Consider the following 23,162-nt stretch of genomic DNA (forward strand, 5'->3'; position numbering starts at 1 on the left):
AATGAACTACCCCGCCGCAAGCGGACGGGGTATCAGAATCAAAAGAGAGATAATTGCTCATCTCGATGCAATTTGAGATAGTCATTCCCCTGTTTTTTCACATACCTGGCAATCATCCCTTCATCACCATGTTTTCCAACTGTACTCGCAAAATACCCATCACTCCAAAACTCGCCGCCCCACAGCTGTTGTTTCACTTGCGGACAGCGTTTAAATACTTCTCTGGCTGTGAGACTTTTGAGCATTGTTACCAGCTTGGTCACACTATAAGTTGGCACTGACTGTACTAAGAAATGCACATGGTCTTTGTCCACACCAATTTCGACAAACTTGATTTCATAGCGTTTCTCAATCTCTAAACACACCTCCCTCAAAACTGCATCTACCTGTTCGTCGAACACAGCTCGTCTATACTTTGCGGGAAACACCAAATGGTAAAGCAACACCGTAACGTTATGACTTTTATGAATATATTCGCTCATTCCTCACATTTTACGCCGCAGAGCGGCGGGGAATTTGACCCGCAGAGATTAAAAGATGGGGCGGCTGTAAAGGTTAACAGTTGACGGCTGACAGTTGACGGTTAGCGTTTCGATTGTCTATTGAAGGAGTTGAGACAGGCGTTTAGTTTTGGAGATAAGTCTTTCACTATCGGTGTAAGTTTACTTACCTGTTCGGAAGTCAGCAAATTTCTTCTATATGCCAATCTCAACCAATGTCTTGTTTCATTTAAAGATCCCCTGGCGATTTTGACAAAACGCTGATTGTCCTGCAAATTATAGCGACCATTTCCCTCAGCAATATTTGCGCCAATACTATCAGCCGAACGGACAATTTGCTTACCAATCGTATCTTTAGCAAACCAATCCCATCCAGTTACAACATGCCACACTTCATTCGCCAACTTTTCTGACAACTGATAAACCTGCAAATTCTCAAAATTTTCCACATTAATTTTCCATATTTATTGATAGATATCAGTTAGATAGTTGATAAATATTAACTAAAATTTAACGCTCGCCAATACATGAACTACCCGGCACATTTATTATTCCCAGTTCTATTCAAAGAACAACCAATATTCAGTCAACCGTCAACCGTCAACTGTCAACTGTCAACCGTCAACCGTCAACCATCAACCATCAACCATCAACCATGAATTTGATTGAAACAGCCGTCCGCTGGCGGCACGGTACTTTCGTGTTGTTTTGCCTGCTAGCTGTATTTGGGATCTTCTCATTGTTGAGTTTGCCTTTGGAACTGCAACCAGGAGGCGATCGCCCTGAAATTACTATCACTACCACATACCCTGGTGCGGCTCCTACAGAGGTAGAAGATCTCGTCACTCGTCCGATTGAAGAACGGATGGAGGAAGTCTTAGGAGTACAGGAGATTACCAGCAACTCCCGTCCTGGTATTAGTGCTATTACGCTTGAGTTTACTTGGAACAGCGATGTGAACGAGCGGATGGTGGATGTGTTGAATAAGTTACAGCAGGTGGAAGAACTCCCCGCAGAAGTTGAAGAGTCTGATGTGGAGATGGTTGGAGGGAACAACTCGCCGATGATGTGGGTTGTCCTGACTCCAAGACAAGGTTTCCAGAGCAATCCCGATCGCTACCGCGACTTAGCCGAAGAAGTTATCGTCCCGAGATTGCGCCGAGTTGAAGGCGTGGGACAGTTTCTCATTCCTGGGGGTAGGGAACGAGAAGTTGAGGTGAGGGTTGACCCCAAAGCTTTGTTTGACCGCAACCTGACCATAGGCGATGTCGTGCGCGTGTTACGGGAAAACAATCGCGACATTCGCGGCGGTCCCCTAACGTTAGGCAGGCGAGAATACCGCGTGCGTACCCTCAGCCGCTCGCAAGATATCGAGCAAATTGCTGGATTTGTGCTGCGGCGCGATTCGTCGGGTACAGTCTACATGCGGGATGTGGCAACCGTGCAAATGGGGCGCAAACCTCTAGAGAGTGCTTTAATTTTTAACAATACTCCTGCCGTGGCAATTGGGATTATCCGGCGGGTTGGGGCAAACGTACCGGAGACATCTAGGGGAGTGAGGGCAACTCTGGCAGAGTTGGAAGCTCAATTCGATCGCCAAGGAGAAGGTATTCGCTTCGTCTACAACTACGATGAAAACGACTACATCGGACAATCAATTGCCTTGGTACAAGGCAACTTAGTCAGTGGGGCGCTGCTAGCAACAGCCGTATTAATTCTGTTTTTGGGTTCGATGCGGACAGTGGCAGTCGTTGCCTTGACGATTCCTACCACCTTAATAACAGTATTCATCGTCATGGCATTTTTGGGGCGATCGCTCAACATCATCAGTTTGGCGGGATTAGCGTTTGCCGTGGGAATGGTGGTAGACAACGCGATCGTCGTGATTGAAAATGTCTTTACCCACATGCAGCAGGGAAAAGGAGCAGTTCGCGCCGCGATCGATGGAACTCAAGAAGTTTGGGGCGCAATGTTAGGTTCTACCCTGACTAACGTTGTGGTGTTCGTTCCCTTAATTATGGTGCAGGGGGAAGCAGGACAGTTATTTGCAGATATGGCGATCGCTCTTTCTTGTGCTTCCCTATTTTCTCTATTTGCTGCATTAACTTTAGTACCGATGCTCTCTGGTTTGTTTCTCAAACAGCATGAAGCAATGCAAATGCTAGAAGTCGAGAGCCGGGAGTCGGGAGTCAGGAGTCGGGGGCAAGGGGGACAAGGAGGACAAGGGGAACAAGGAAGAAAAATTACTGTCAACTGTCAACCGTCAACCGTCAACCGTCAACCGTCAGCCATTCTACAAAAAATAGAACGAGCTATTTTTCGCACTTCCGCCGTCTTTCGCCTGTTTCAGGGCAAATTAGAATCATTTCTAGCATCTACCGTACTTTGGTCGCTGGGTGCGGGTCGTGTTGGACGTAGGCTAATTCTTGTTGCTATTCCCGTCATTCTGCTATTTACAAGTATCTTTCTACTACCTCCTGCTGATTATCTGCCTGAAGGCAACCGCAACTTAGTCTTTTGGGTGGCAGAACCATTACCAGGAACCAGCATTCCCGAAGCTATTCGCCTATCTCAACCTGCGAGAGATTTCTTGAGCCAGCAACCGGAAGTCGAGCGCGTCATGTTTATCGAACGTCCTGGTAGGCGCGGGATTGCAGCAATCCTCAAACCTGAATTTGCCACTACCAACGGACTAGCGAATATGGTCGAGCGAATGCGACAGCAGAGCAATAACTTTCCTGGCTATCGCTTCCTGATTCCGACACGCTTCTCGATTTTTCAAGACCCAGGTAAGGAGTTTGAAATTCAAATCGTGGGTGCAGATTTGCAGCAATTGAGCCAGTTAGAAACGCAGATAACCGATCGCCTGCGGTCATTTCCTGGCGTGCGCAACGTCCGGTCAGATTATGTCTTTGGTGCTGGGGAATTGCAGGTGATTCCCAACCGCGAACGTTTAGCTGAAGTTGGGTTATCGGAGGCGGAAGTCGGGGCGATGGTGGAAGCAGCGTTAGGTGGTCGGATCGCTTCTGATTTTATCGATGGCAAAGAAGAACTGGATGTTTCGGTGGAGTTACAAAATCTCTTTGTCGAAACTCCAGAACAATTGCGCCAACTGCCTTTGTATACTAGTCGCGGACAGCAAGTACAGCTAGCGGATGTTGCTGAGGTGCGGGAGACGACTGGACCCGATGTCATCAACCACGTTAACCTAGAGCGATCGATTACTCTGACAACTTCCCTCGAACCTACAGCACCTTTAGGATCGTTAGTCAATAGCGCAGAAACTCAAGTCTTAGCTCCACTCAGAGCCAATCTTCCCGCCGGATATCGGTTGGATTTATCTGGCTCTGCCGATCGCTTGGCTGAAACCTTATCGCAATTATCCTCCGCTTTTATCCTGTCTGTTCTGATTATTTACTTGCTACTAGTAGCACTGTATCGCTCCTTTCTCTACCCAGTTGTCATCATGGCAACAGTACCGATGGGGATGAGTGGCGGATTGTTGAGTCTGGCGATCGCCAACCGAATTCCCGGTGTTATCATCCCCTTGGATATGATTACGGCACTAGGATTTATCATCTTGACTGGGGTAGTGGTAAACAACGCGATCTTATTGGTAGACCGCGCTTTACAACTCCAAGCAGAAGGTGAAGACTACGATAAGTCTCTTTACAATGCCACCCGCGATCGCCTCCGTGCTATTTTCATGTCAGCTGGGACGAGCGTATTGGGGATGTTACCTTTAGCAGTTGTTCCAGGGCAAGGAGCGGAATTGTATCAAGGTTTAGGCATCGTCCTCACCGGTGGCTTAGCTTTCTCAACCATCCTCACCCCTACAGTCGTTCCCGCCATTATGGGGTTGCTACGTGATTTGTCTGGACGCAAACAGTTATCAGTTGTCAGTTATCAGTTGTTAGGGAGCAGGGAGTAGGGAGCAGGGAGCAGTTATCAGTGACCAGCGACCAGTTATCCGCAACCAATGAGCAGAGGAGCAGGGGAGCTGAGGGAGAATTACTTCTGACTCCTGACTCCTAATTTTTGACTTTTGACTTTTAACTTTTGACTTGTTTGTCACCCTGACTTAGCATCGGGAATCGTAATATCAATCGGAATGACTTCTGAAGCGCTCGCGCTCAGTGGTGGTTGAATCGCGTTAGCATTACCAACAACTAGGGTGACGAGTTTTTCTGGCTGGAGATATTTTTTGGCAACTCGTTGGACATCAGCCGCAGTCGTGACTTGTACGCCGCGCTGGTAGCGAAACAAGAAATCAGATGGATAACCGAAATATTCGTACCGCATTAAACGAGACAGAGTTTGGCTGGGGTTTTCAAAATTGAAGACAAACGAATTCAACACCGATTCTTTAGCGCGTTGTAACTCGTCTGGTTGAACTCTGTCGGTTTGCAGTTTTTCAATTTCAGTCCGAATAGCACGCAGAAAAGGGACAGTCGCAGCCGAACGAGTTTGTCCCCCCGCCACAAATAACCCAGGATAATCAAAGCGGGGACTCCAGACACCATAGACAGAATAAGCCAAACCCTGACGCGATCGCACGGAATTAAACAACCGTCCGCCAAATCCGTTTAAGACTTGATTCATCACGTCTAAAGCGGGATAATCAGGACTGTTGAGCTGTCCGCCTAAATGTCCAACTTGAATGTAGCTTTGAGTTAGCTGGGGGCGATCGACAAAAAACAATCCCCCCAACTTAGACTGAGAGGCTGTGGGAATTTGGGGTTGGGATAGATTTGGTTGAGATTTCCAATTGCCGAAATATTTTTGAATCAGCGATCGCATTTTCTGCGAGTCGAAATCTCCAACAATGCCCAAAATCAGATTATTGGGATGAAAATATTGACGATAAAATTTCACTAAATCCTGGCGGGAAATATTATCTAACGTGGCATATTCCACCGTTCGCGCATAAGGGCTATCACTGCCATAAACTAATTTTTGAAACTCCCGCCCGACGATTCCATTCGGATCGTCATTACGGCGAGCGATTCCGCCTCTAACTTGAGTTTTTGCCAAATCTAACTTTTCTTGAGCAAATATTGGTTGTTGTAAAACTTCTGCGAATAGCCCAAACACCATTTCTAAATCTTCACTCAAGGCGCTAAAACTAGTAGAACCAGAAGCATCATTAATTCCAACTTCTACCGCTGCTGCTCGTTGTTCCAATAACAGATTTAACTCATCTGCGGAATGTTTCTGCGTCCCACCAGTTCGTAATACAACTCCAGTTAAATTTGCCAATCCTACTTTATCTGCTGGTTCCCAGCGATCGCCCGTCCGAATTATTGCCGTTCCTCCCACTAAAGGTAAATCCCGATCCGGCATCAAATACACCACCATACCATTTGGCATTTCGTAGCGATCGTATTTGGGAATTTGTACTGGTTTGAGGGGGGGGAATTCTAATTCTGTATAATGCTTGGCTGTAGCTGCGGTGGCTGGTGGATGGTAGACAAGTATTAATAAAAGCGTTGTGACAATTAAACTAATTCTGTAAAAATTACGGATAAGGTGTTTGTCCCGCGTCATAGTGATTTTGGATCTGGGCAATTTGAATTATTGTGTCATGTAGACTGTAGGGGCGCACAGCTGTGCGCCCCTACGATGATGCTTTCACGCAGCAAAATTAAATTACACCAAAGAGCGATCGGTGAGGATTTCGTAACCGCTTTCTGTAACTAACACGGTATGCTCGAACTGGGCAGAAAGACCATTATCTACCGTTACAGCCGTCCAGCGATCGGCAAGAATGCGCGTAAATCTCGATCCGGCATTCAAAATTGGCTCAATTGCTAGCGTCATTCCCGCACGGAGTTTAACGTTAGGCATTTCCCGGGTACGGAAGTTGAAAACCGAGGGTTCTTCGTGTAAATTGCGACCAACACCATGTCCGGTAAAGTCTTCGACAATTGTAAAACCGTTTGCCTCTACGTGGTCTTGGATTGCCCCTGCAATATCCATGAGATAATTTCCAGCCTTAACTTGCTCGATCCCTTTATACAGAGATTCTTCGGCAACGCGGATCAGTTTAGCTGCTGTTGGACTAACTTCACCAATAGCGATCGTAATGCAAGAATCACCGTGAAAACCTTGATGGAAAGCTCCTGTATCAACTTTTAAGACATCTCCTGTCTTCAAAACTTTTTTTGGATTGGGAATTCCATGTACGACTTCATTGTTAACACTGGCACAAATTGAAGCGGGAAAACCGTGATAACCCTTAAAACTAGGAGTTGCATCCATTTCGCGAATGCGCTTTTCAGCATAGGCATCGAGATCGGCAGTCGTCATCCCAGGCTGCACCATCTCAGAAATCTCTTTTAATACCGTTGCCACAATCTTAGCTGACTGCCGCATAATTTCGATTTCACGGGGAGATTTAATTTCAATACCCCGCCGTTGCTTTTTTTGGCGCTGAGATTGAGCAGGTTGTTGAGGAAGAAGATTACTGAGAATATTCATGGAGTTTTATGGGAACAGATGGGGTGACTGTGGAAAAACCAAGTTGGCTCTGAATTTGTTATCCAGGCTAACGATTCAAACACCTTTTCTATTTTAATTTACACTCCTTCACTTTGAGTCGATTGTGGTTTGACTTATGCGGCGATCGCGATATTCCCCTTCATTCCTGCTTCTGTATGCCCGGGAATCGGACAGCGCAAAGCGTACTTGCCTGATTTCAAAGGTACAAATACCCATTCTGCCTTGGCTCCTGGTTTGAGTTCTAATTCGTGGATCGCCCCTTTAATCTCTACATTGCCAGCTTCTACTTTTTGCGTCCAAATACCATCAGCAAAGTCTTTTGCCGTAAAATAGTGTTTTTGCGGACTGGGATTGGTCAGTATGAGTTTGTAACGTTTAAAGGCAGATAAATCTAAAGAGTCTGGCACAAACTTCAGCTCGTTACTAGCAGTTCCCAAGCTGACGGAAATTTCCGTTGCTGGCTGACGCAACAAATCTACAGATGGGGTTGTACTCGTCGCCGCTTGAGCTAAATTTGGCATAGCGATCGCCGTACAGATTATCAACCCTGCCACAAAAAAGAATTTTTTTAAATAGCGCATCATAAAATCTACCTGTGATGGTAAATATCTAACTCGTTAAGGGCGGGAGTCGGTAGGGGCGCATAGCTGTGCGCCCGTACAAGGGAGCCGGGAGTTGGGAAAGTGGCTAAAATTGCTACCTCTGCTCCCCTGCTCCTCACTCCTCACTCCTCACTTCCCTTGTGCCGTAGCACTACCAGGACCAGCGGTCACGATCGCCAGCTTATCTGGTTGCAACAATTCTTTTGCTGTCAGATTGACTTTTTCTAAAGTGACAGCTTGAATTTTTTGTGGGAAGTCACGTAATTCCTCTTCACCCAGCCCGAAAACAGCATTCATTAAGATCGTACTAGCAAGAGCGTCAGGACTAGCAAGGGAAACAGTATAACTACTGGTAAGAGAGCGCTTAGCTGCCTCTACTTCCTCTGCTTTTACGCCTTGAGTTTGAATTTGTTGCATTAATTTGCGGGCGCTGGCGATCGCTTTTTGGGCATCAGTTGGGTCGGTTTGCATTCTAATTGCAAATGGTCCGGCGTGTCTGCCAGCTTGGAATGCACTATAGATGCCATATGTCAACCCTTGGCGATCGCGAATTTCCGTGCCTAAACGACTAGAAAGCGTATCGCCACCCAAAATTTGATTCAACACTAAAGAGCTATAGTAGCGCGGGTCTTGGCGATCGATTCCCCGATATCCCAAAATCGTGACCGATTGCGTTTTTCCCGGCATAATCGGGTTAAACTGCTCGACTTTCGGTGGAAGAGATACGGTTGGGTAGGCGATCGTTGGTGGTTTACCCGTCCCTTGCCACTTTGCTAATTGTTGCGTCAACAGCGATCGCACTGCTTTTGGATCGAAGTCTCCTAATAAAGTCAAAATCGTTTGGTCGGGACGGTAATGAGTTCGATAAAACTCCAACACCTGCTGACGGTCAAGACTCTGTAAGCTTTCCTTGGTCGGGAAGGTATGGAAAGGATGATTCGCAGGATAAATTGTCTGTTGAAACTTCCGTTGCGCTACCCGTGCGGGGTTATCCAAGTCTAGCTTGAGTTGAGTCAAGGCGCGTTGGCGCGATAGCTCTAATTCGCGATCGGGGAATGTGGCATTTTGTACCACATCTGCCATCGTTTGAATGACTACAGGCAGATCTGTTTTTAAACTATAACCAGCAATTTCTACGCCTTCGCGATTCGCAGAAAAACCCAAACTCGCTCCTCTATCTTCTAGCGTCTTGGCAAGTTGTAAAGCATTCTGACTCTTCGTCCCATTCATCAGGTTGTCTGCGGTCATGCTTGCCAAACCACCCGACCGATCTGGATCGAATTCCGTCCCTGCTTGGATGTATCCGCTAAGAGTTACAGTTGGCGTACTGGAATCGGGTAAGAGCAATACTTGTAAACCATTGTCCAGAATAAATTCTTCCGGTAGCCGCCGCGCTTTCGGTGTAGCCGCAACATTTACAGGTGGTAGGTATTTAGCTACCTCTGCCGGATCGACAGGTGAACCCAAGTTAAAGCTTTCTGTCGTTTGACCAGTACCCGCTCCCCCAGCACCACCGGGTTGTCCGGCGATTTGGGTGGGTTCAAACTTCCCTACAGTGCGTTTCTCGCTAGCTAAGTAAGTATTTGCTACTCGCTTCACATCGTCTACCGTTACCTTATCCAAAGCGGCTAGGTAGCGATCGATATAGCGATAATCGCCAGCCGTAGTTTGGCTATAACCTAACTGCGTTGCCTGGGAACTGATATCGCGATTGCTCAGAATTATCGTTGCTTTGAGTTGGGCTTTGGCGCGGTTGAGTTCTTCCGGCGTGACTCCTTTCGTCCGCAAATTCGCGATCGCCTGCTCCTGCGCTGCTTCAATTTTATCTAACTGTTGCCCTGGAGCTGCTGTCGCTGAAAGTTCGTACCAACCCCCTGCCATCATATTCGCCGTGCCACCACCCGCCGCACTCGCTAAACCCGATTCCACCAAAGTTTGATACAGCCGAGAACTTCGCCCTTCTGTCAAAATATAATCCATTGCATCCAGTGCGGGAACATCAGGGTGATTCGCATCCGGCAAGGGATACACGACTTGCAACGTCGCCGCCGCCCCTGGCTCTTTGAGAACGATCGGCTTATTGTTAGGACGAGTTGAGGGAGCTGAGGAAGCTGAGAAGGCAGGGGAAGAGTTTATTCTTCCTTGTCCTCCTTGTCTCCCTTGTCCTCCTTGTCCCCCGACTCCCGACTCCCGTACGGACGGGTTTAGAAACCCGCCCCTACGGTCTCCCGCTCCCTTCACCCGATCCGGTACTTTGCCAAAAACCTCTTTCACTGCTTTTAGCGTCGGTGCAGTATCAAAATCACCTACCACAATCAGCGTGGCGTTGTCGGGGCTGTAAAACCTGTTGTAATAATCTCTGACTTTTTCAGCAGTAAACTTTTCTACGTCAGCTTTAGTACCACCTACAGGCAATCCATAAGGAGAGTCAGGAAACGCAGCACGCCTCACGGCGCGATCGAGGCGATAAGTAGGACTGTTCTCATAACCCTGTAGCTCAGAAATGACAACTCGCTTTTCACTCGCTAGTTGTTCGTCATTGATTAGTGCATTCTGCATCCGGTCTGCTTCAAGTTCCAGCAGCGCCTTCAATTTATTTCGTTCTACCGTGCCAAAATATGCTGTTTGGTCGAAGCTAGTAAAAGCATTGGACTCACTGCCTAAAGCACTAAACAGGCGACCAAATTGAATTGGACGGGTCGTTGTACCTTTGAATAGCATATGCTCCAATTGGTGGGCAATACCGTTTACCCCTGGAGCTTCATTGCGCGATCCAACTTTGTACCATACCTGGACGCTAACGACTGGTGCAGTATGGACTTCTTTAGTTAAAACCGTTAGACCGTTTTCCAGTATTGTTTTACGGACATCTTCCGTGACGGATAGAGGCGATCGCGTGACTGTAGCAGCAGGACGCTGAGAGTCAGCAGCAGCCGGAAAACTCAGCGTTATTCCATTAGCCAAGAACAGCACTCCACTCAGACAAAGAGTGAATGGAATCACAAATAGCCGATGACGGCGTAAATAAGTAAAAATCCGCATGAATTGTTTTAATTAACAGTCAGTGGTTGCTAAGTTAAGTAGTCTTATTGACTCTACTGTAGTCCGCCGATCGCGACTTGGCGATTAGCATTTATTTACTTAGGCATTGACTTTTGTTTAAATTTTTTATCTCAATCTATCTGCGATCGCCTTGCATTCAAAACCTACTTATTCGATCTCGGCTCAAATCAGACTTAAATAAGTGAGTTGAGAACCATAAATATTCATCAACTCATCTATTTATGTACGTAGTCTGCGTACTACTGACGAGATCGCCTATATTCATGAATCAATTTGCAATTCAATGCTCGCACCATGATTTATATATTCTTGAAATAAGTTGAGGTCATTTTTCATCATTAATTTACAATTCACCCTAGTCATTCTCTGTAGTTTTACGCAATAATTTTTATTTAGTTAAAAAGTTGGATAGTCTATTTTGCTTAAAACACAAGACTTAATTTTTATAGATTATAATAGCTTTATCTTAACTATGAATATAAAAAGAGTGCAATGAATTGAGTTAAATAATTTTGTCTAAATAATATAGATATAGAGCGTAAGTTTCGTCTTATTGCTGCATCTATAAACCCGATCTTTTGCAGCATTAATGGACACAGATTAAACCCTCAACTCTGTGATGAATAAATGGACATAATTGCTGCACAGTCTTTAATTATTCAAAAGTTGTTTTTCAAATTCACTTGTATTGCATGAAAACTGACTACTCAAGCCCGTATGATTTAATACTTTATTCGCTAGTGCTAGCTAGACATCAGTGATTACACTTACTAAATTTTAAGTATAAAAAATAACATAAAGCAATTTTATTTCTTACGGGAAACACTAGTTGACAATCTTAAGAAATAATGAAATTATCGAATCATAACGAGTTTAAATCTTTGCGATAAGAAATTCTAAACTCAGTCAACTCAAACAACATAAATAGATCGAAAAAAGCGCTCCTTAGTTGCTTGAATATCTATATTATGCATTGAGGAAAAATCTCATCAATGTATGTAAAAATCATCTGCTATCCTTCATCTTTTATCGATATATATTCAGTGAGGCTGAAAAGCTACATGCATATTTTTTCATCTAAATTCTACCTATGTTGATAGCAGTGCATGTGTCATCTTCAGTTTGAAGTTTTGCCAAACATAGGGAAAAGGTATGATGAAAAAAATTTATCTTTGACAGCTAAGAGCTGTAGAAATAGTTTCTTTTACTCAACTCAGTAGTTTTCAAAATGTTCAGGTCACTTCTTTAGCTCTGGTATAGCCCTCATGCCCCAGCTATCTCAGGCTAGTCCTGTGCATTGCAAACTATGTTATTTCTCTTGACTTAACTCATTCACAAATTACTCAGGACTATTCATGGTAACTATTATCAAGCGATCGACTCCCATTTTAGAAAGGCAAGCTCGCCGCGAATCGAATGCGCGAACATACGCTCGAAACTTGGGTTTAGCACTATCAGAAGCTAAGGGCATTTACGTTAAAGACGTAGATGGCAAAACATATATCGACTGCTTAGCCTGTGCAGGTGCATTACCATTAGGACACAACCACCCAGCCGTCAAGCAAGCAATCTACGACGCGCTCAATAGCGATCTGCCCATGCAGACATTGGATCTGATCACGCCAATTAAGGATGAATTTGTGTCCGAGTTGTTCGAGTCCTTGCCAGCAGAATTTAGCAAAAATGCCAAAATTCAATTCTGCGGTCCTTCCGGTTCCGATGCTGTTGAAGCTGCACTCAAGCTAGTCAAAACTGCTACAGGTAGACGGGCAGTTGGTGCTTTTCGCGGTGGCTACCACGGTATGACGCACGGTTCATTGGCGCTGATGGGAAGTTTAGGTCCCAAAATGCAAGTCCCAGGGTTAATGCCAGACGTTCATTTCTTCCCCTACCCTTATCATCATCGCTACCCCATTGGTGCGGGTGACTTCGAGCAAGATTATCAACAGTGCAGCCAATACCTAGAGACAACCTTGGGCGACCCAGAGGGTGGAATTTTACCCTTAGCTGGTTTAGTCATGGAAATCGTTCAAGGTGAAGGAGGTGTAATTCCAGCACCGGACGCTTGGGTGCGCGAGGTACGTAAAATTACGCGAGAACGAAACATTCCTCTAATTGTGGATGAAGTCCAAACTGGTTTGGGTAGAACAGGGACGCTCTACGCCTTTGAACGTGCTGGAATCATACCTGATGTCATCCTTTTATCTAAGGCAGTTGGGGGTAGTTTACCGCTAGCAGTCATTCTTTACAAAGATGAATTAGATACCTGGCAACCAGGCGCACACGCAGGTACTTTCCGAGGAAATCAACTAGCAATGGCGACTGGACTCGCCACCATTCGCTACATCCGCGAAAATCAACTCGCCACCTATGTCGAGCAAATGGGGATGCATTTTCAGATGCAACTGTGGCAAATTCAAGCCGAATTCTCCCAAATCATTGCTGACGTGCGGGGGCGGGGACTGATGGTGGGAGTAGAACTATCCGCACAAGTCAGACATCTCGCCCGCCAACTTCAAGCTGAGTGCCTCGATCGCGGTTTAATTATCGAACTGGGCGGTCGTAATTCCAGCGTCGTGCGCTTTCTACCACCTTTGATTATTGAAGCGTCACAGATTGATGATGTCTGTCAAATTTTCCGAGATGCAGTAGCAGCTGTTGCCCAGGAGAACATCTAATCAAAAATGGACTTACAGCATTTTCTCAACCACAATCCTGAAAGCTTAGCCCAATACGCTCAGACCGTACAGCAAACTCAGAAGCTAATTCAGGACTGCCTGAGCCAGCAAGAAAGCGTCTTCAGTGGTTTATCTCCCGCAACTCTCAGCGAGTTTCTCACTCAAAAGATTCTGCCAGAGCAAGGAATCCCGACTCAGCAAGTTCTACAAGAAGCAGTAGAGGCGATCTTCAGCCATTCGATCGCCGTGCATCATCCCGATTGCGTGGCTCACTTGCACTGCCCCGTATTAATTCCCTCTCTGGCAGCAGAAATGCTGATCTCGGCATTCAACCAATCGATGGACTCTTGGGATCAGAGTGGCGCAGCGACGTTACTAGAGCAGAATTTGATTAACTTCATGTGTCAGTTGTATGGTTACGATGCCAAGGCTGATGGCACTCTTACCAGTGGTGGTACGCAGTCTAATTTTATGGGACTGATGTTAGCCCGAGATTATGCCTTGCAGCAGCATGGGTTTCAGAGTCAACTGCACGGATTGCCAAACTTAGCAGGGCGATTTCGGATTCTCTGTTCGGAAGTAGCACACTTTAGCGTGCAACAATCGGCAGCAATTTTAGGCTTGGGTATGGATGCAGTCGTGCGCGTCAAAGTCGATCGGAACTATCGCCTCTGTTCGCAACATTTGGTGCAGTGCTTGGAAGATATCGATCGGCAAAATTTGATTCCGATTTGCATTGTCGCGACAGCTGGGACGACAGATTTCGGTAGCGTCGATCCGATCGCCGAAATGAGTGCGATCGCCCGCGAACACAACACCTGGTTGCACGTCGATGCTGCCTATGGTGGAGCGTTAATGCTCAGCGATCGCCATCGCCAGAAACTAGCTGGCATTCACCAAGCTGATTCGATTACGATCGATTTTCACAAACTCTTCTATCAACCGATTCCCTGTAGTCTGTTCTTGCTCAAAGATAAATCTCGCTTTGAATTGATGCGGCTAAATGTTGCTTACCTAAATCCAGAGCATAACGAAGACGAAGGCATACCCGATTTAGTCACAAAATCAATTCAAACCACTCGTCGATTTGATGCGGTCAAACCATATATTGCCTTTCGCTCCCTCGGGCGAGAATTCTTTGCTGGCGTTGTCGATCGCGGCATCGATCTAACCCAGCAAATCGCAGCACACATCGAGCAAGATCCGCAGCTAGAACTAGCAGTCAGCCCTGAGATGAGTACTGTTGTCTTTCGATATCGGTCCACCAACGCTGTAAATTTGGGCATCAAACAAGCCTTATTACAAACAGGTAAAGCCGTCATCGGTCAGACCGAAATCCAAGGCAAGGCATATTTAAAATTTACCCTGATCAATCCCCTAGTCACCTTCGATCGCACTGTTGCCCTCGTCGAAAAAATCAAACGGCTAGGAACCATGCTCAGCGAATCGCCCAACTTTCTCCAACCTGCAATAGAAGCGGGAGTTGGGAGTCGCTAGGGGCGCTTTCTCTGCGCGCCCGTACAGAAGTCGGAAGTGATGACTCCCTGTTCCCTGATAGCTGTCAACCATCAACTGTCAACCGTCAACTAATAACTGAACTATGTTAAAACCAACACCCGTATATCCTAGAATCGCAGCACTATGTAAGTCTCGGAAATGGCAGTCCTGGGAAGGTTACATCATGGCAGACACTTACAACTTCTCGGTCATGCCTGAGTATTTAGCAATCCGCAATACGGCTGCTTTGTTTGATTTCTTTCCACTGTACGTCTATCTCATTCGCGGTGCAGATGCGGCTTTGTTACTAGACCGACTAATTACGCGCAATATTAATAAGTGCAAAATCGGGCAAGTCATGTATACAGCTCTGTGCGATGCTGAGGGTAAGTTACTCGACGATGGCACAGTTTATCGTTTTGACGAAACAACGTTTCAATTGACGACCAATACACCAACCTTAGATTGGGTGCAGGCAAATGCCGCAGGCTTGCAAGTCGAGATTCAAGATAAAACTCTGACAACTAACACCCTTCCCTTACAAGGACCGAAATCCCGCACTATCTTGAATCAAGTTGCTGCTACTAACTTAGATGGGCTAAAGTATTTCAATTTCGTCGAGACAAAAATTCGCGATATCCCCGTGGTGATTTCCCGTACTGGATATACAGGCGATCTCGGTTACGAAGTTTGGTCGGAAGCGAAAGATGCGATCGCCCTGTGGGATATTTTGATGGCAGCAGGAAGCTCGGAAGGTATTCAGCCTGCTGGTTTCTACGCGCTGGACTTGGCAAGAATTGAAGCTGGTCTAATTTGGTACGAGTACGATTACATTCCCTCTCGGCAAGCTCAAACCGACGCAGAAAAAGTGTCTCCCCTGGAAGTCAGCTTGGCTTGGACTGTAGACTTTAGCAAGGCAAGTTTCATCGGTCGGGAAGCATTGCTGAAGGAAAAAGAACAAGGAGTACAGCGACAGTTGGTAGGATTGGAGTTAGATCGCCAGTTTTTACATCAAACTTACGGCGAACAATCTTTATTTCTACAAGATTTACGGACTCCTTGGCGGACGAAGTTCCCCGTTCGTGTGGGAGAACAAATAATCGGTCAGGTAACGAGCGGCTGTTGGTCGCCCGCAGGTCAAAACTATATTGCGATCGCTTGTGTATCATCCAACTACGCCCAAGCGACAACTTCCCTCACCCCCAAAATGGCTGTGGAAATTCACGGGCAAAGCATCCCCGCCAGCATCAAATCTCTTCCCTTCTACGATCCAGACCACAAGCGCAGTACTGTAACTAGCGCTCCTACTTTGGCATTAGCTTGAAGTTTAGACTGATTGCAGTTTGGGTAAAGTCCGAATAAATTCTAAGGGTAAACCATCAGTATCGGCGATAAATGCGACTTCATAAACGCGATCGCCGATTTGCTGTTGCGTGGGTTCTAATAAGACTTTTAAAGGTTGATACTGTTCTGGTTGGGTTTCAGCAGCTTGGGCAAATCTATCCTTTACAGAAGTTAACCAACTTGGTAAATCGGTAGCAGTCTCAGTCAAATCGAAAGATAGGTGATAGTATCCCACGTAATGCTCGTCACCAAACGCATCTGGGGCGGGGCGCGGCTGGGGAATTTGAATTAATTCAATCCGCCCCCCTAATCCTTCCATCCAGCAAGCCAGAGTGTAGCCCGTGGTAAAGCGATCGCACACAGTAAATCCTAACTGCTCGTAAAAGGCGATCGCTTTGTGAATATTTGCAGTCCGAATTGAGGCGTGGTGCATGACTAGGGGCAAGGGGTGAGGGGCGCGGGGCGAGGGAAAGAGGACAAGGGGGACAAGGGGGAATGTACAACTACTTTCTTCCCCGACTCCTTACTTCCTACTCCCGACTCCCTATTCACTCAAATAACCGAAAGTAGGGATAGCGGACGGGGACTCCTGGTTCTTTCTCCAGATCGAAGTTAATCACTTCCCAGCAGGGTTCATCTTCGGGAGCAGGGCTAAATTCTACGGGTAAGCCGTAAAGCCTGGGTTTGGTTTGGTCGGATTGCCCCTTCCAGGGGGTACTGCGCTCCAAGTAACCACTGATTAAGTCTTGATAGCGACGAGCGATAATCACCCGCGTGGCGCGATAACCCTGTGTATACAGCCTGTCCAGTGCTTCGTGAATTTCAAACCTAATCCCATCTGGGTGAGTATGTTGTCTGTACCACTCGTTATTCCAACGCCGCCAGTGGCGACCCGACTGGAGATGAATTAATTCACCTGTTTTAGGATCGGCTTCAAAAGCCCCGTGACGCGGACATAGATAAGTATCCGTCAATGTTAGCGCCGGGATCGGTTGGCGACAGTGGGGACACGGAATTTCTGGACCAAATATTGGGTACTGCAAGCCTGGATTGATCATGAGGCGTAAACCAGAATACTGACTTGTCTACCACTGCCGTTGGTTCGATTCTGTTTTTGCGACCAACTAGAGCTTTTTAGACCCACCACCGCCTCCTAAAGACTATCACATTGCGATTATTTGTATAGAATAGCTACACCCTTATAGATTTGAAATCTTAAGGTTTTAAGCTAAACGATGATTCTTAATCATCATATAGAACATTCTATCGTGTCTGCCCAATCCTACTGGTCAATTCCCGATCTTTCCCCGGCTGCCTTTGTTGCAGCTAATGCTGTCGTCATGGGTGCTGTCAAGCTGGCAAAAGGTGCGAGTATTTGGTACGGAGCCGTGGTGCGCGGTGATGTCGAGAGGATTGAAATTGGTGAATGCACTAATATTCAAGATGGTGCTATCTTACACGGCGATCCTGGGAAACCGACTGTTTTAGAAGATTATGTTACGGTAGGACATCGTGCGGTCGTACATTCAGCTTACGTCGAGCGGGGCAGTTTAATCGGTATTGGAGCAGTCATTTTAGATGGTGTCAGAGTCGGAGCGGGAAGCATTGTGGGAGCGGGAGCAGTTGTCAGTAAAGATGTCCCACCGCGATCGCTTGTTGTCGGAGTCCCCGCTAAAATTTTACGGGAAGTCTCCTCAACCGAAGCCGCAGAATTGATCGAACACGCTCGTCGCTACGAAAAACTCGCCCTCGTCCATGCAGGAAAGGGAACCGATCTCGGGTTTTATCGAGAATAGGGACAAGGGAGAACTCGTAAGTCGTAAGTCGAGGACAAGGGAGACGAGGGAGCAGTTTGTTTTGACTTTTGACTTTTAGCTTTTGACTTTTGAAAAGGACTAGTCAATTTGTCGTTTTCGGCTAACAATTAAAGATGAGAAAATTTCAAAAATCTTTAAACTCTATTTAAGAGAGGAAGACATATGGACATCGATCTGCGCGTTGCTTTTGTTCTGCTACCAGTAATTGCTGCTGCTAGCTGGGCGCTATTCAACATCGCTCCCGCTGCAATCAGGCAAATTCAAGGCTTTTTCAACAAAGAAGCTTAATTTGAGGAACTGGGGGTTAGAAAGCGTAGGGTGCGTTCAATAACGCACCCTACATGAAGCTTCCAGTTACGTTGCAACCCGCTTGCGAAGAGACTCAGCCCGTCGTTTTGCCGTACTGTTTTTTGGCTCTGACTCTAATACTTGCTCGTAAGCTTGTAGTGCTTGGGTAGTCAAGTTCTTTCGTTCGTAGGCGTGACCGACGTTATTAAGCGCTGTAGTATAGCTTGGATATAATCTCAAGGCTTCTTTGTAGTTGCGAATTGCCAAGTCGTATTGCTCTTGAGCAAAATAAGCATAACCCAAGCCATTGTAGATGAGAGCTAGATTTTCTGGGTTTTGCTCTTCTTGCTCTACTGCTTTGAGCGCTTTTTGAAAATTGACGATCGCCTGGGTGTAAAGTTTTTTATCTAAATAAATCCCACCCAACTCGTAATATTCTTCGGCTGTGCCTTGGGCTTGAGACAACTTTTTTTGCAGTTGTGCCAGAGTACCTTCAACGCGGCGTGTTTTAAAGACTTGGCGAAAGATAGCAAGTGCCGTTCCGCCCAGCAGGACTAACAAGATTAGCAGATAGACAGCTGCTAGATTTTTATCCATTGGCTGTAAAAACTCAAATGAAAATAGTGTTTCTATCTTCATTATCCTGCGACTGCGGTGGAGTTATTGCAATTTTGGTGGAATTAAACTTGTTTGAAGTCAATGCGATCGCCTCAGACTCAACTTCAGTGAATAGAATTCCTAGCTGCACGGACTCTCAGACAGATAGGAGTTCAGCGAATCAGTGAGGGAAGAAAACTAACAATTCCAGGAAAGACGATAATCGCCAATAAAACGAGCAGTTGCAGAATGATAAACGGAACCACACCGCGATAAATATCTCCGGTGGTGACTTCGCGGGGAGCAACACCTCGTAGATAAAACAGAGCAAAGCCAAAAGGCGGGGTGAGAAAGGATGTTTGTAAGTTAGCTCCCAATACCACGCCATACCAAATGAGATTCAAGCCTAATTTCTGCGCTACAGGGACAAACAGAGGTACAACAATAAAGGCAATCTCAAAGAAATCGATAAAAAAGCCGAGGATAAACACCACCAGCATACTGACGAACAAAAAGCCAATTTCGCCACCAGGAAGGTTGGTCAGAACGTCAAACATGAAGCGATCGCCATTTAAGCCGCGAAATACCAAACTAAAAGCGGTCGAGCCAATTAAAATGAAAATTACCATGCTGGTAATTCGCAAGGTGACATCGCAAACTTGCCAAAGCGATCGCCAACTCAATTGACGATTAAAACCAGCTAGTATCATTGCACCCAAGCATCCCACTGCACCTGCTTCTGTGGGTGTGGCAATGCCAAAGAAGATACTGCCCAACACTAATAAAATCAACAGCAAGGGCGGAATCATCACCTGTACGACTCGTTTACCCAAATTTTTTCCTGCTGCTGCCCTGACATCTTCTGGTAAAGCTGGGGCTATTTCTGGCTTGAGGAACGCTACCACGACAACGTGGATGGCAAATGCTCCTGCCATCATCAAACCAGGAATGACGGAACCGATGAATAGATCTCCAACGGAAACGCCCAACTGATCGCCTAATACGACTAACACTACGCTAGGAGGAATAATCTGTCCTAATGTCCCAGAGGCAGCAATCACGCCAGTTGCTAATCGTTTGTCGTAACCGTATCGCAGCATGATTGGGAGGGAAATTAGACCCATTGCTACCACGGTTGCAGCGACTACACCCGTTGTTGCCGCTAGTAGCGCTCCAACCGCTACAACTGCTAAAGCTAAACCTCCACGCAATCGCCCCAAGAGAATTCCCATTGTTTCCAGCAGATTCTCAGCGATACCGGACTTTTCCAGCATCGAACCCAGAAAGATGAAATAGGGAATTGCCAACAGCGTGTAATTAGCCATGATGCCAAAAATTCGCTGGGGCATTGCCGTGAGAAAAATTGGGTCGAATACACCCAAACTAATGCCTAGCAAACCAAATAAAATCGCTACTCCACCTAAAGCAAATGCAACTGGGTAGCCGAAAGAAAGCAGTACCAGCGCCCCTGCAAACATCAAGGGACCCAACCACTCATAGTCCAGTTCCAGGGTTATCACTTTGTTCCTCCTGCTGCATTTGATTGGTGATAATTGCTAAGTTTTTGATGGCTTCAGAAATCCCTTGAAAAATCAGTAACACCAAACTAACGAGAATCATCGTTTTGATTGGGTAGCGGAGTAATCCACCAGGATCGGGAGACGTTTCGCCAATTCTCCAAGAGATAAGAATGGTGTCCCAAGAAACAACCAGCACGATGATGCAAAAAGGAATCAGAAATAATATTGTTCCCAAGAGATCGGTAAAGGCTCTGAGTTTGGGCGACCAGTTACGATGGAAAATGTCTACTCGAACGTGGTCGTTATATTTGAGGGTGTAGGCAGCACCCAAAAGAAATACCAGGTCGAATAAATACCATTGAGCTTCAATCAAAGCGTTAGAACTTAAGTTTTGTCCCACTGCTCGTCCTATGTAGCGACCGACGACGTTCCAGACTCCGACGAGTACCATGAGTAGGACGAAGCCAGCAGTGAAGCGTCCGATCCATTCGTTAATCGTGTCGATAATTTTTGATATGCGTAGTAGGCTTTGCAAGGTGTTTTCCCTCTCCAAAGCGATAGATGTAGCATTCTATCAAAAAAGGGAGTAGGGAGCAGGGAACAGGGAAAATAAAGGAGACAAGGGGGACAAGGAGGCAAAATGTATATTTTGCGATTGCCTACTTATTTTTGTTAAGAATTTACGTATCCTTGGTAAAGAATATTACTTATATAGCAAGAGAAAATTTTGTCAATAAATCAGCCGCGATCGCGCGGATAAGTAACATAAATTGTAGAGACGTTACATGTAGCGTCTCTACATCAATCGGAATTATCGCACTTATTTATTGGGCTGAGGAGTTACCCGTAAATATGGCTTAACTTCCTGAACTCCTTTGGGGAATTTTTGCTTCGCCTCTTCAGTTGACATAGAAGGTACGACAATTACATCATCTCCATCTTTCCAGTTCACTGGCGTAGCAACGCTATAGTTATCAGTTAGTTGCAGAGAATCGATGACGCGCAAGATTTCTTCAAAGTTACGACCAGTGCTAGGTGGGTAAGTTATAGTCAAGCGCAATTTTTTGGCGGGGTCAATCACAAAAACCGAGCGAACCGTAACTTTAGCGTTCGCGTTCGGGTGGATCATGCCATACAAGTCGGAAACTTTCTTATCGGGATCTGCCAAAATAGGATAGTCAACCGTTGTAGATTGAGTTTCGTTGATATCGCCAATCCAACCTTTGTGAGATTCGGCATCGTCAACGCTCAAAGCAATCACTTTGGCATTACGCTTGTCAAATTCCGGTTTGAGTTTTGCGACTTCGCCTAATTCTGTCGTGCAAACAGGGGTATAGTCAGCAGGGTGAGAGAAAAGCACTACCCAGCTATCACCAGCCCATTCGTAAAAGTCGATATCCCCAAATGAAGAGGACTGGGTAAAGTTAGGTACTGTATCACCAAGTTGAAGCGCCATTTTTGTCTTCCTGTCGTCAAAATGTCATAATTCGCCTACTATACAGATCCTGCCATAAAACCCCTGTTTTCCGATAGGGGTTTGCCTGTTTTAAAGAAAAATTTATGATGAGGGGTGAGGGGTGAGAGAGCTGAGGGAGCGCAAGGTTGCGCTCGGGAGCAATCGGGAGCTAGAGGAGAAGAATTACTTCTGGCTCCTGACTCCTGTTTGCTGATAACTGACAACTGATAACTGACAACTGATTAGTAAGCAAAGCTTAGTTTACGACAGCGCGATCGCTTCGGAGAAGCTTTTCTATATTACAAGATGTGTAGAGATGCGATAAATAGTCATGCCTGCAATTGAAACTGCTCGACTGCGACTGAGGTGTTTTACTGAGAGAGATTTAGAGGATTACGTGCGAATTTTTGCCATCCAGAATATACCCGTTACGCTTCCCAAGGGAAGCGTACCTCTGGAGCAAGTAAGGGAAGCAGCTCAAGCAGCTTATAACTACTTTACCTGCCATTGGCAGCAACACGGGTTTGGCGTTTGGGCAGTTTGCGATCGCGTCAACCATAAATTAATCGGACAGTGCGGACTCAACTGCTTGCCAGACAGCTATGAGGTAGAAGTTCTTTATCGCCTCGAGCGGGCATACTGGAATCAAGGGCTGGCAACTGAAGCAACAAAAGCTAGCTTGAGATATGGCTTTGAGCAGGTGCAGTTAGACAAGATTGTCGCGCTGACACTACCACACCATTTAGCCTCCCGCCGCGTGATGGAAAAAGCGGGATTGCATTACAAGAAAGATGCCCATATTTACGGTTTAGATGTAGTGTATTATACATTACACCGAGTAGAATATCAGCCAGATGATTCTATGTATGTTTTGTTAGTTTAAGTATCTTAGAGATTGCCAGGAGATTATCAGTTACAGCTACAGAAGCGATACCGATCGCGACTCGCTAAGATTAAATGAGTGAAAATGTAATAAAAATTAACGACAACGAAATTTTTTGTTAGAGTACAAAAAAAAGCATTAGCGCTGCAAAGCAAAACATTTCAAGGGAACGCTCTATGTCACACACAATTGTTACTGAAGTTTGCGAAGGTGTTGCGGATTGCGTTGATGCCTGTCCTGTAGCGTGTATTCATCCAGGTCCAGGGAAAAATATCAAGGGGACAGAATGGTACTGGATCGATTTTACGACATGTATAGACTGCGGCATCTGCATTCAAGTTTGTCCTGTAGAAGGGGCGATTGTCCCAGAAGAAAGACCAGACTTGCAGAAAACTCCTTAGCCAGCAGAGGGCAGA

Annotated in this window: 22 protein-coding genes; 9 read left to right on the forward strand and 13 right to left on the reverse strand. The window is 46.0% G+C overall.

The annotated features are described in order from the left end of the window. Positions 1-38: 38 nt before the first annotated feature. Positions 39-482 carry an IS200/IS605 family transposase gene (gene tnpA, locus QH73_RS24970; protein WP_039711384.1) on the reverse strand — a complete coding sequence of 148 codons (444 nt, stop codon included), beginning with the start codon at positions 480-482 and terminating at the stop codon, positions 39-41. Positions 483-583: 101 nt separating this feature from the next. Next, positions 584-955, reverse strand: a complete 372-nt coding sequence (locus tag QH73_RS24975; RefSeq protein ID WP_039713881.1) for a four helix bundle protein — start codon at positions 953-955, stop codon at positions 584-586. A 72-nt stretch (positions 956-1,027) separates the two neighbouring features. Between QH73_RS24975 and QH73_RS29020 the strand changes: the two genes are divergently transcribed. Then, on the forward strand, positions 1,028-1,159 hold the full coding sequence (locus tag QH73_RS29020; RefSeq protein WP_286194190.1) for a hypothetical protein: 132 nt from the start codon (positions 1,028-1,030) through the stop codon (positions 1,157-1,159). After that, a complete protein-coding gene (locus QH73_RS24980; RefSeq protein ID WP_039713880.1) occupies positions 1,156-4,431 on the forward strand; it encodes an efflux RND transporter permease subunit in 3,276 nt (1,091 codons plus the stop codon). The genes QH73_RS29020 and QH73_RS24980 overlap by 4 nt, the downstream gene beginning before the upstream one ends. Positions 4,432-4,571: 140 nt before the next feature. On the opposite strand, the gene QH73_RS24985 is transcribed toward QH73_RS24980, so the two are convergent. From QH73_RS24985 to QH73_RS25000, 5 genes are all read right to left on the reverse strand, one after another. Then, complete coding sequence (locus QH73_RS24985) at positions 4,572-6,047, reverse strand: M16 family metallopeptidase (RefSeq protein WP_039713879.1); 1,476 nt, start codon at positions 6,045-6,047, stop codon at positions 4,572-4,574. Between the two features lie 102 nt (positions 6,048-6,149). Next, positions 6,150-6,980 carry a type I methionyl aminopeptidase gene (gene map, locus QH73_RS24990; RefSeq protein WP_039713878.1) on the reverse strand — a complete coding sequence of 277 codons (831 nt, stop codon included), beginning with the start codon at positions 6,978-6,980 and terminating at the stop codon, positions 6,150-6,152. Positions 6,981-7,114: 134 nt separating this feature from the next. Beyond that, entirely contained in the window at positions 7,115-7,522 is a 408-nt protein-coding gene (locus QH73_RS24995; RefSeq protein WP_374189070.1) for a plastocyanin/azurin family copper-binding protein, read from the reverse strand. 68 nt (positions 7,523-7,590) lie between these two features. Beyond that, positions 7,591-7,722: a hypothetical protein gene (locus tag QH73_RS29025; RefSeq protein ID WP_286194191.1), complete on the reverse strand. Its 132-nt coding sequence runs from the start codon at positions 7,720-7,722 to the stop codon at positions 7,591-7,593. Between the two features lie 10 nt (positions 7,723-7,732). Further along, complete coding sequence (locus QH73_RS25000; RefSeq protein WP_039713877.1) at positions 7,733-10,645, reverse strand: M16 family metallopeptidase; 2,913 nt, start codon at positions 10,643-10,645, stop codon at positions 7,733-7,735. A 1,376-nt stretch (positions 10,646-12,021) separates the two neighbouring features. Here QH73_RS25000 and QH73_RS25005 point away from each other — a divergent pair. The 3 genes from QH73_RS25005 to QH73_RS25015 all read left to right on the forward strand — a co-directional run bounded on the left by QH73_RS25005 (position 12,022) and on the right by QH73_RS25015 (position 16,165). Further along, positions 12,022-13,344: a diaminobutyrate--2-oxoglutarate transaminase gene (locus tag QH73_RS25005; protein ID WP_039713876.1), complete on the forward strand. Its 1,323-nt coding sequence runs from the start codon at positions 12,022-12,024 to the stop codon at positions 13,342-13,344. 6 nt (positions 13,345-13,350) lie between these two features. Beyond that, a complete protein-coding gene (locus tag QH73_RS25010) occupies positions 13,351-14,841 on the forward strand; it encodes a pyridoxal phosphate-dependent decarboxylase family protein (protein WP_039713875.1) in 1,491 nt (496 codons plus the stop codon). 103 nt (positions 14,842-14,944) lie between these two features. After that, positions 14,945-16,165: an aminomethyl transferase family protein gene (locus QH73_RS25015; RefSeq protein ID WP_063777303.1), complete on the forward strand. Its 1,221-nt coding sequence runs from the start codon at positions 14,945-14,947 to the stop codon at positions 16,163-16,165. 3 nt (positions 16,166-16,168) lie between these two features. Here QH73_RS25015 and QH73_RS25020 read toward each other — a convergent pair whose 3' ends face one another. Both QH73_RS25020 and QH73_RS25025 read right to left on the reverse strand, forming a co-directional pair. Beyond that, a complete protein-coding gene (locus QH73_RS25020) occupies positions 16,169-16,618 on the reverse strand; it encodes a VOC family protein (protein ID WP_039713874.1) in 450 nt (149 codons plus the stop codon). A 115-nt stretch (positions 16,619-16,733) separates the two neighbouring features. Further along, entirely contained in the window at positions 16,734-17,243 is a 510-nt protein-coding gene (locus QH73_RS25025; protein WP_039713873.1) for a TIGR02652 family protein, read from the reverse strand. Between the two features lie 210 nt (positions 17,244-17,453). Here QH73_RS25025 and QH73_RS25030 point away from each other — a divergent pair, with 210 nt between their 5' ends. Together QH73_RS25030 and QH73_RS25035 are read left to right on the forward strand one after the other, a co-directional pair. Then, positions 17,454-17,981: a gamma carbonic anhydrase family protein gene (locus QH73_RS25030; RefSeq protein WP_039714610.1), complete on the forward strand. Its 528-nt coding sequence runs from the start codon at positions 17,454-17,456 to the stop codon at positions 17,979-17,981. Positions 17,982-18,164: 183 nt separating this feature from the next. Continuing rightward, entirely contained in the window at positions 18,165-18,290 is a 126-nt protein-coding gene (locus QH73_RS25035; RefSeq protein ID WP_015156407.1) for a photosystem II protein Y, read from the forward strand. 66 nt (positions 18,291-18,356) lie between these two features. Here the strand turns inward: QH73_RS25035 and QH73_RS25040 are convergent, their stop codons facing one another. The 4 genes from QH73_RS25040 to QH73_RS25055 form a co-directional block, all read right to left on the reverse strand. After that, the gene (locus tag QH73_RS25040) at positions 18,357-18,887 is read right to left on the reverse strand and encodes a tetratricopeptide repeat protein (RefSeq protein WP_039714609.1); all 531 of its coding nucleotides are present in this window, start codon (positions 18,885-18,887) and stop codon (positions 18,357-18,359) included. 173 nt (positions 18,888-19,060) lie between these two features. Beyond that, entirely contained in the window at positions 19,061-20,398 is a 1,338-nt protein-coding gene (locus tag QH73_RS25045; RefSeq protein WP_039714608.1) for a TRAP transporter large permease, read from the reverse strand. Further along, a complete protein-coding gene (locus QH73_RS25050; protein ID WP_039713872.1) occupies positions 20,382-20,942 on the reverse strand; it encodes a TRAP transporter small permease subunit in 561 nt (186 codons plus the stop codon). Before QH73_RS25050 ends, QH73_RS25045 begins: the two co-directional genes overlap by 17 nt. A gap of 285 nt (positions 20,943-21,227) precedes the next feature. Further along, positions 21,228-21,863, reverse strand: a complete 636-nt coding sequence (locus tag QH73_RS25055) for a peroxiredoxin (protein ID WP_039713871.1) — start codon at positions 21,861-21,863, stop codon at positions 21,228-21,230. 331 nt (positions 21,864-22,194) lie between these two features. On the opposite strand from QH73_RS25055, the gene QH73_RS25060 reads away from it, so the two are divergent. Then, a complete protein-coding gene (locus QH73_RS25060; protein ID WP_039713870.1) occupies positions 22,195-22,746 on the forward strand; it encodes a GNAT family N-acetyltransferase in 552 nt (183 codons plus the stop codon). A 176-nt stretch (positions 22,747-22,922) separates the two neighbouring features. Further along, complete coding sequence (locus tag QH73_RS25065; protein ID WP_132867535.1) at positions 22,923-23,147, forward strand: ferredoxin family protein; 225 nt, start codon at positions 22,923-22,925, stop codon at positions 23,145-23,147. Positions 23,148-23,162 lie beyond the last annotated feature (15 nt).

The sequence above is a fragment of the Scytonema millei VB511283 genome, from assembly GCF_000817735.3.
Lineage (GTDB): Bacteria > Cyanobacteriota > Cyanobacteriia > Cyanobacteriales > Chroococcidiopsidaceae > Chroococcidiopsis > Chroococcidiopsis millei_B.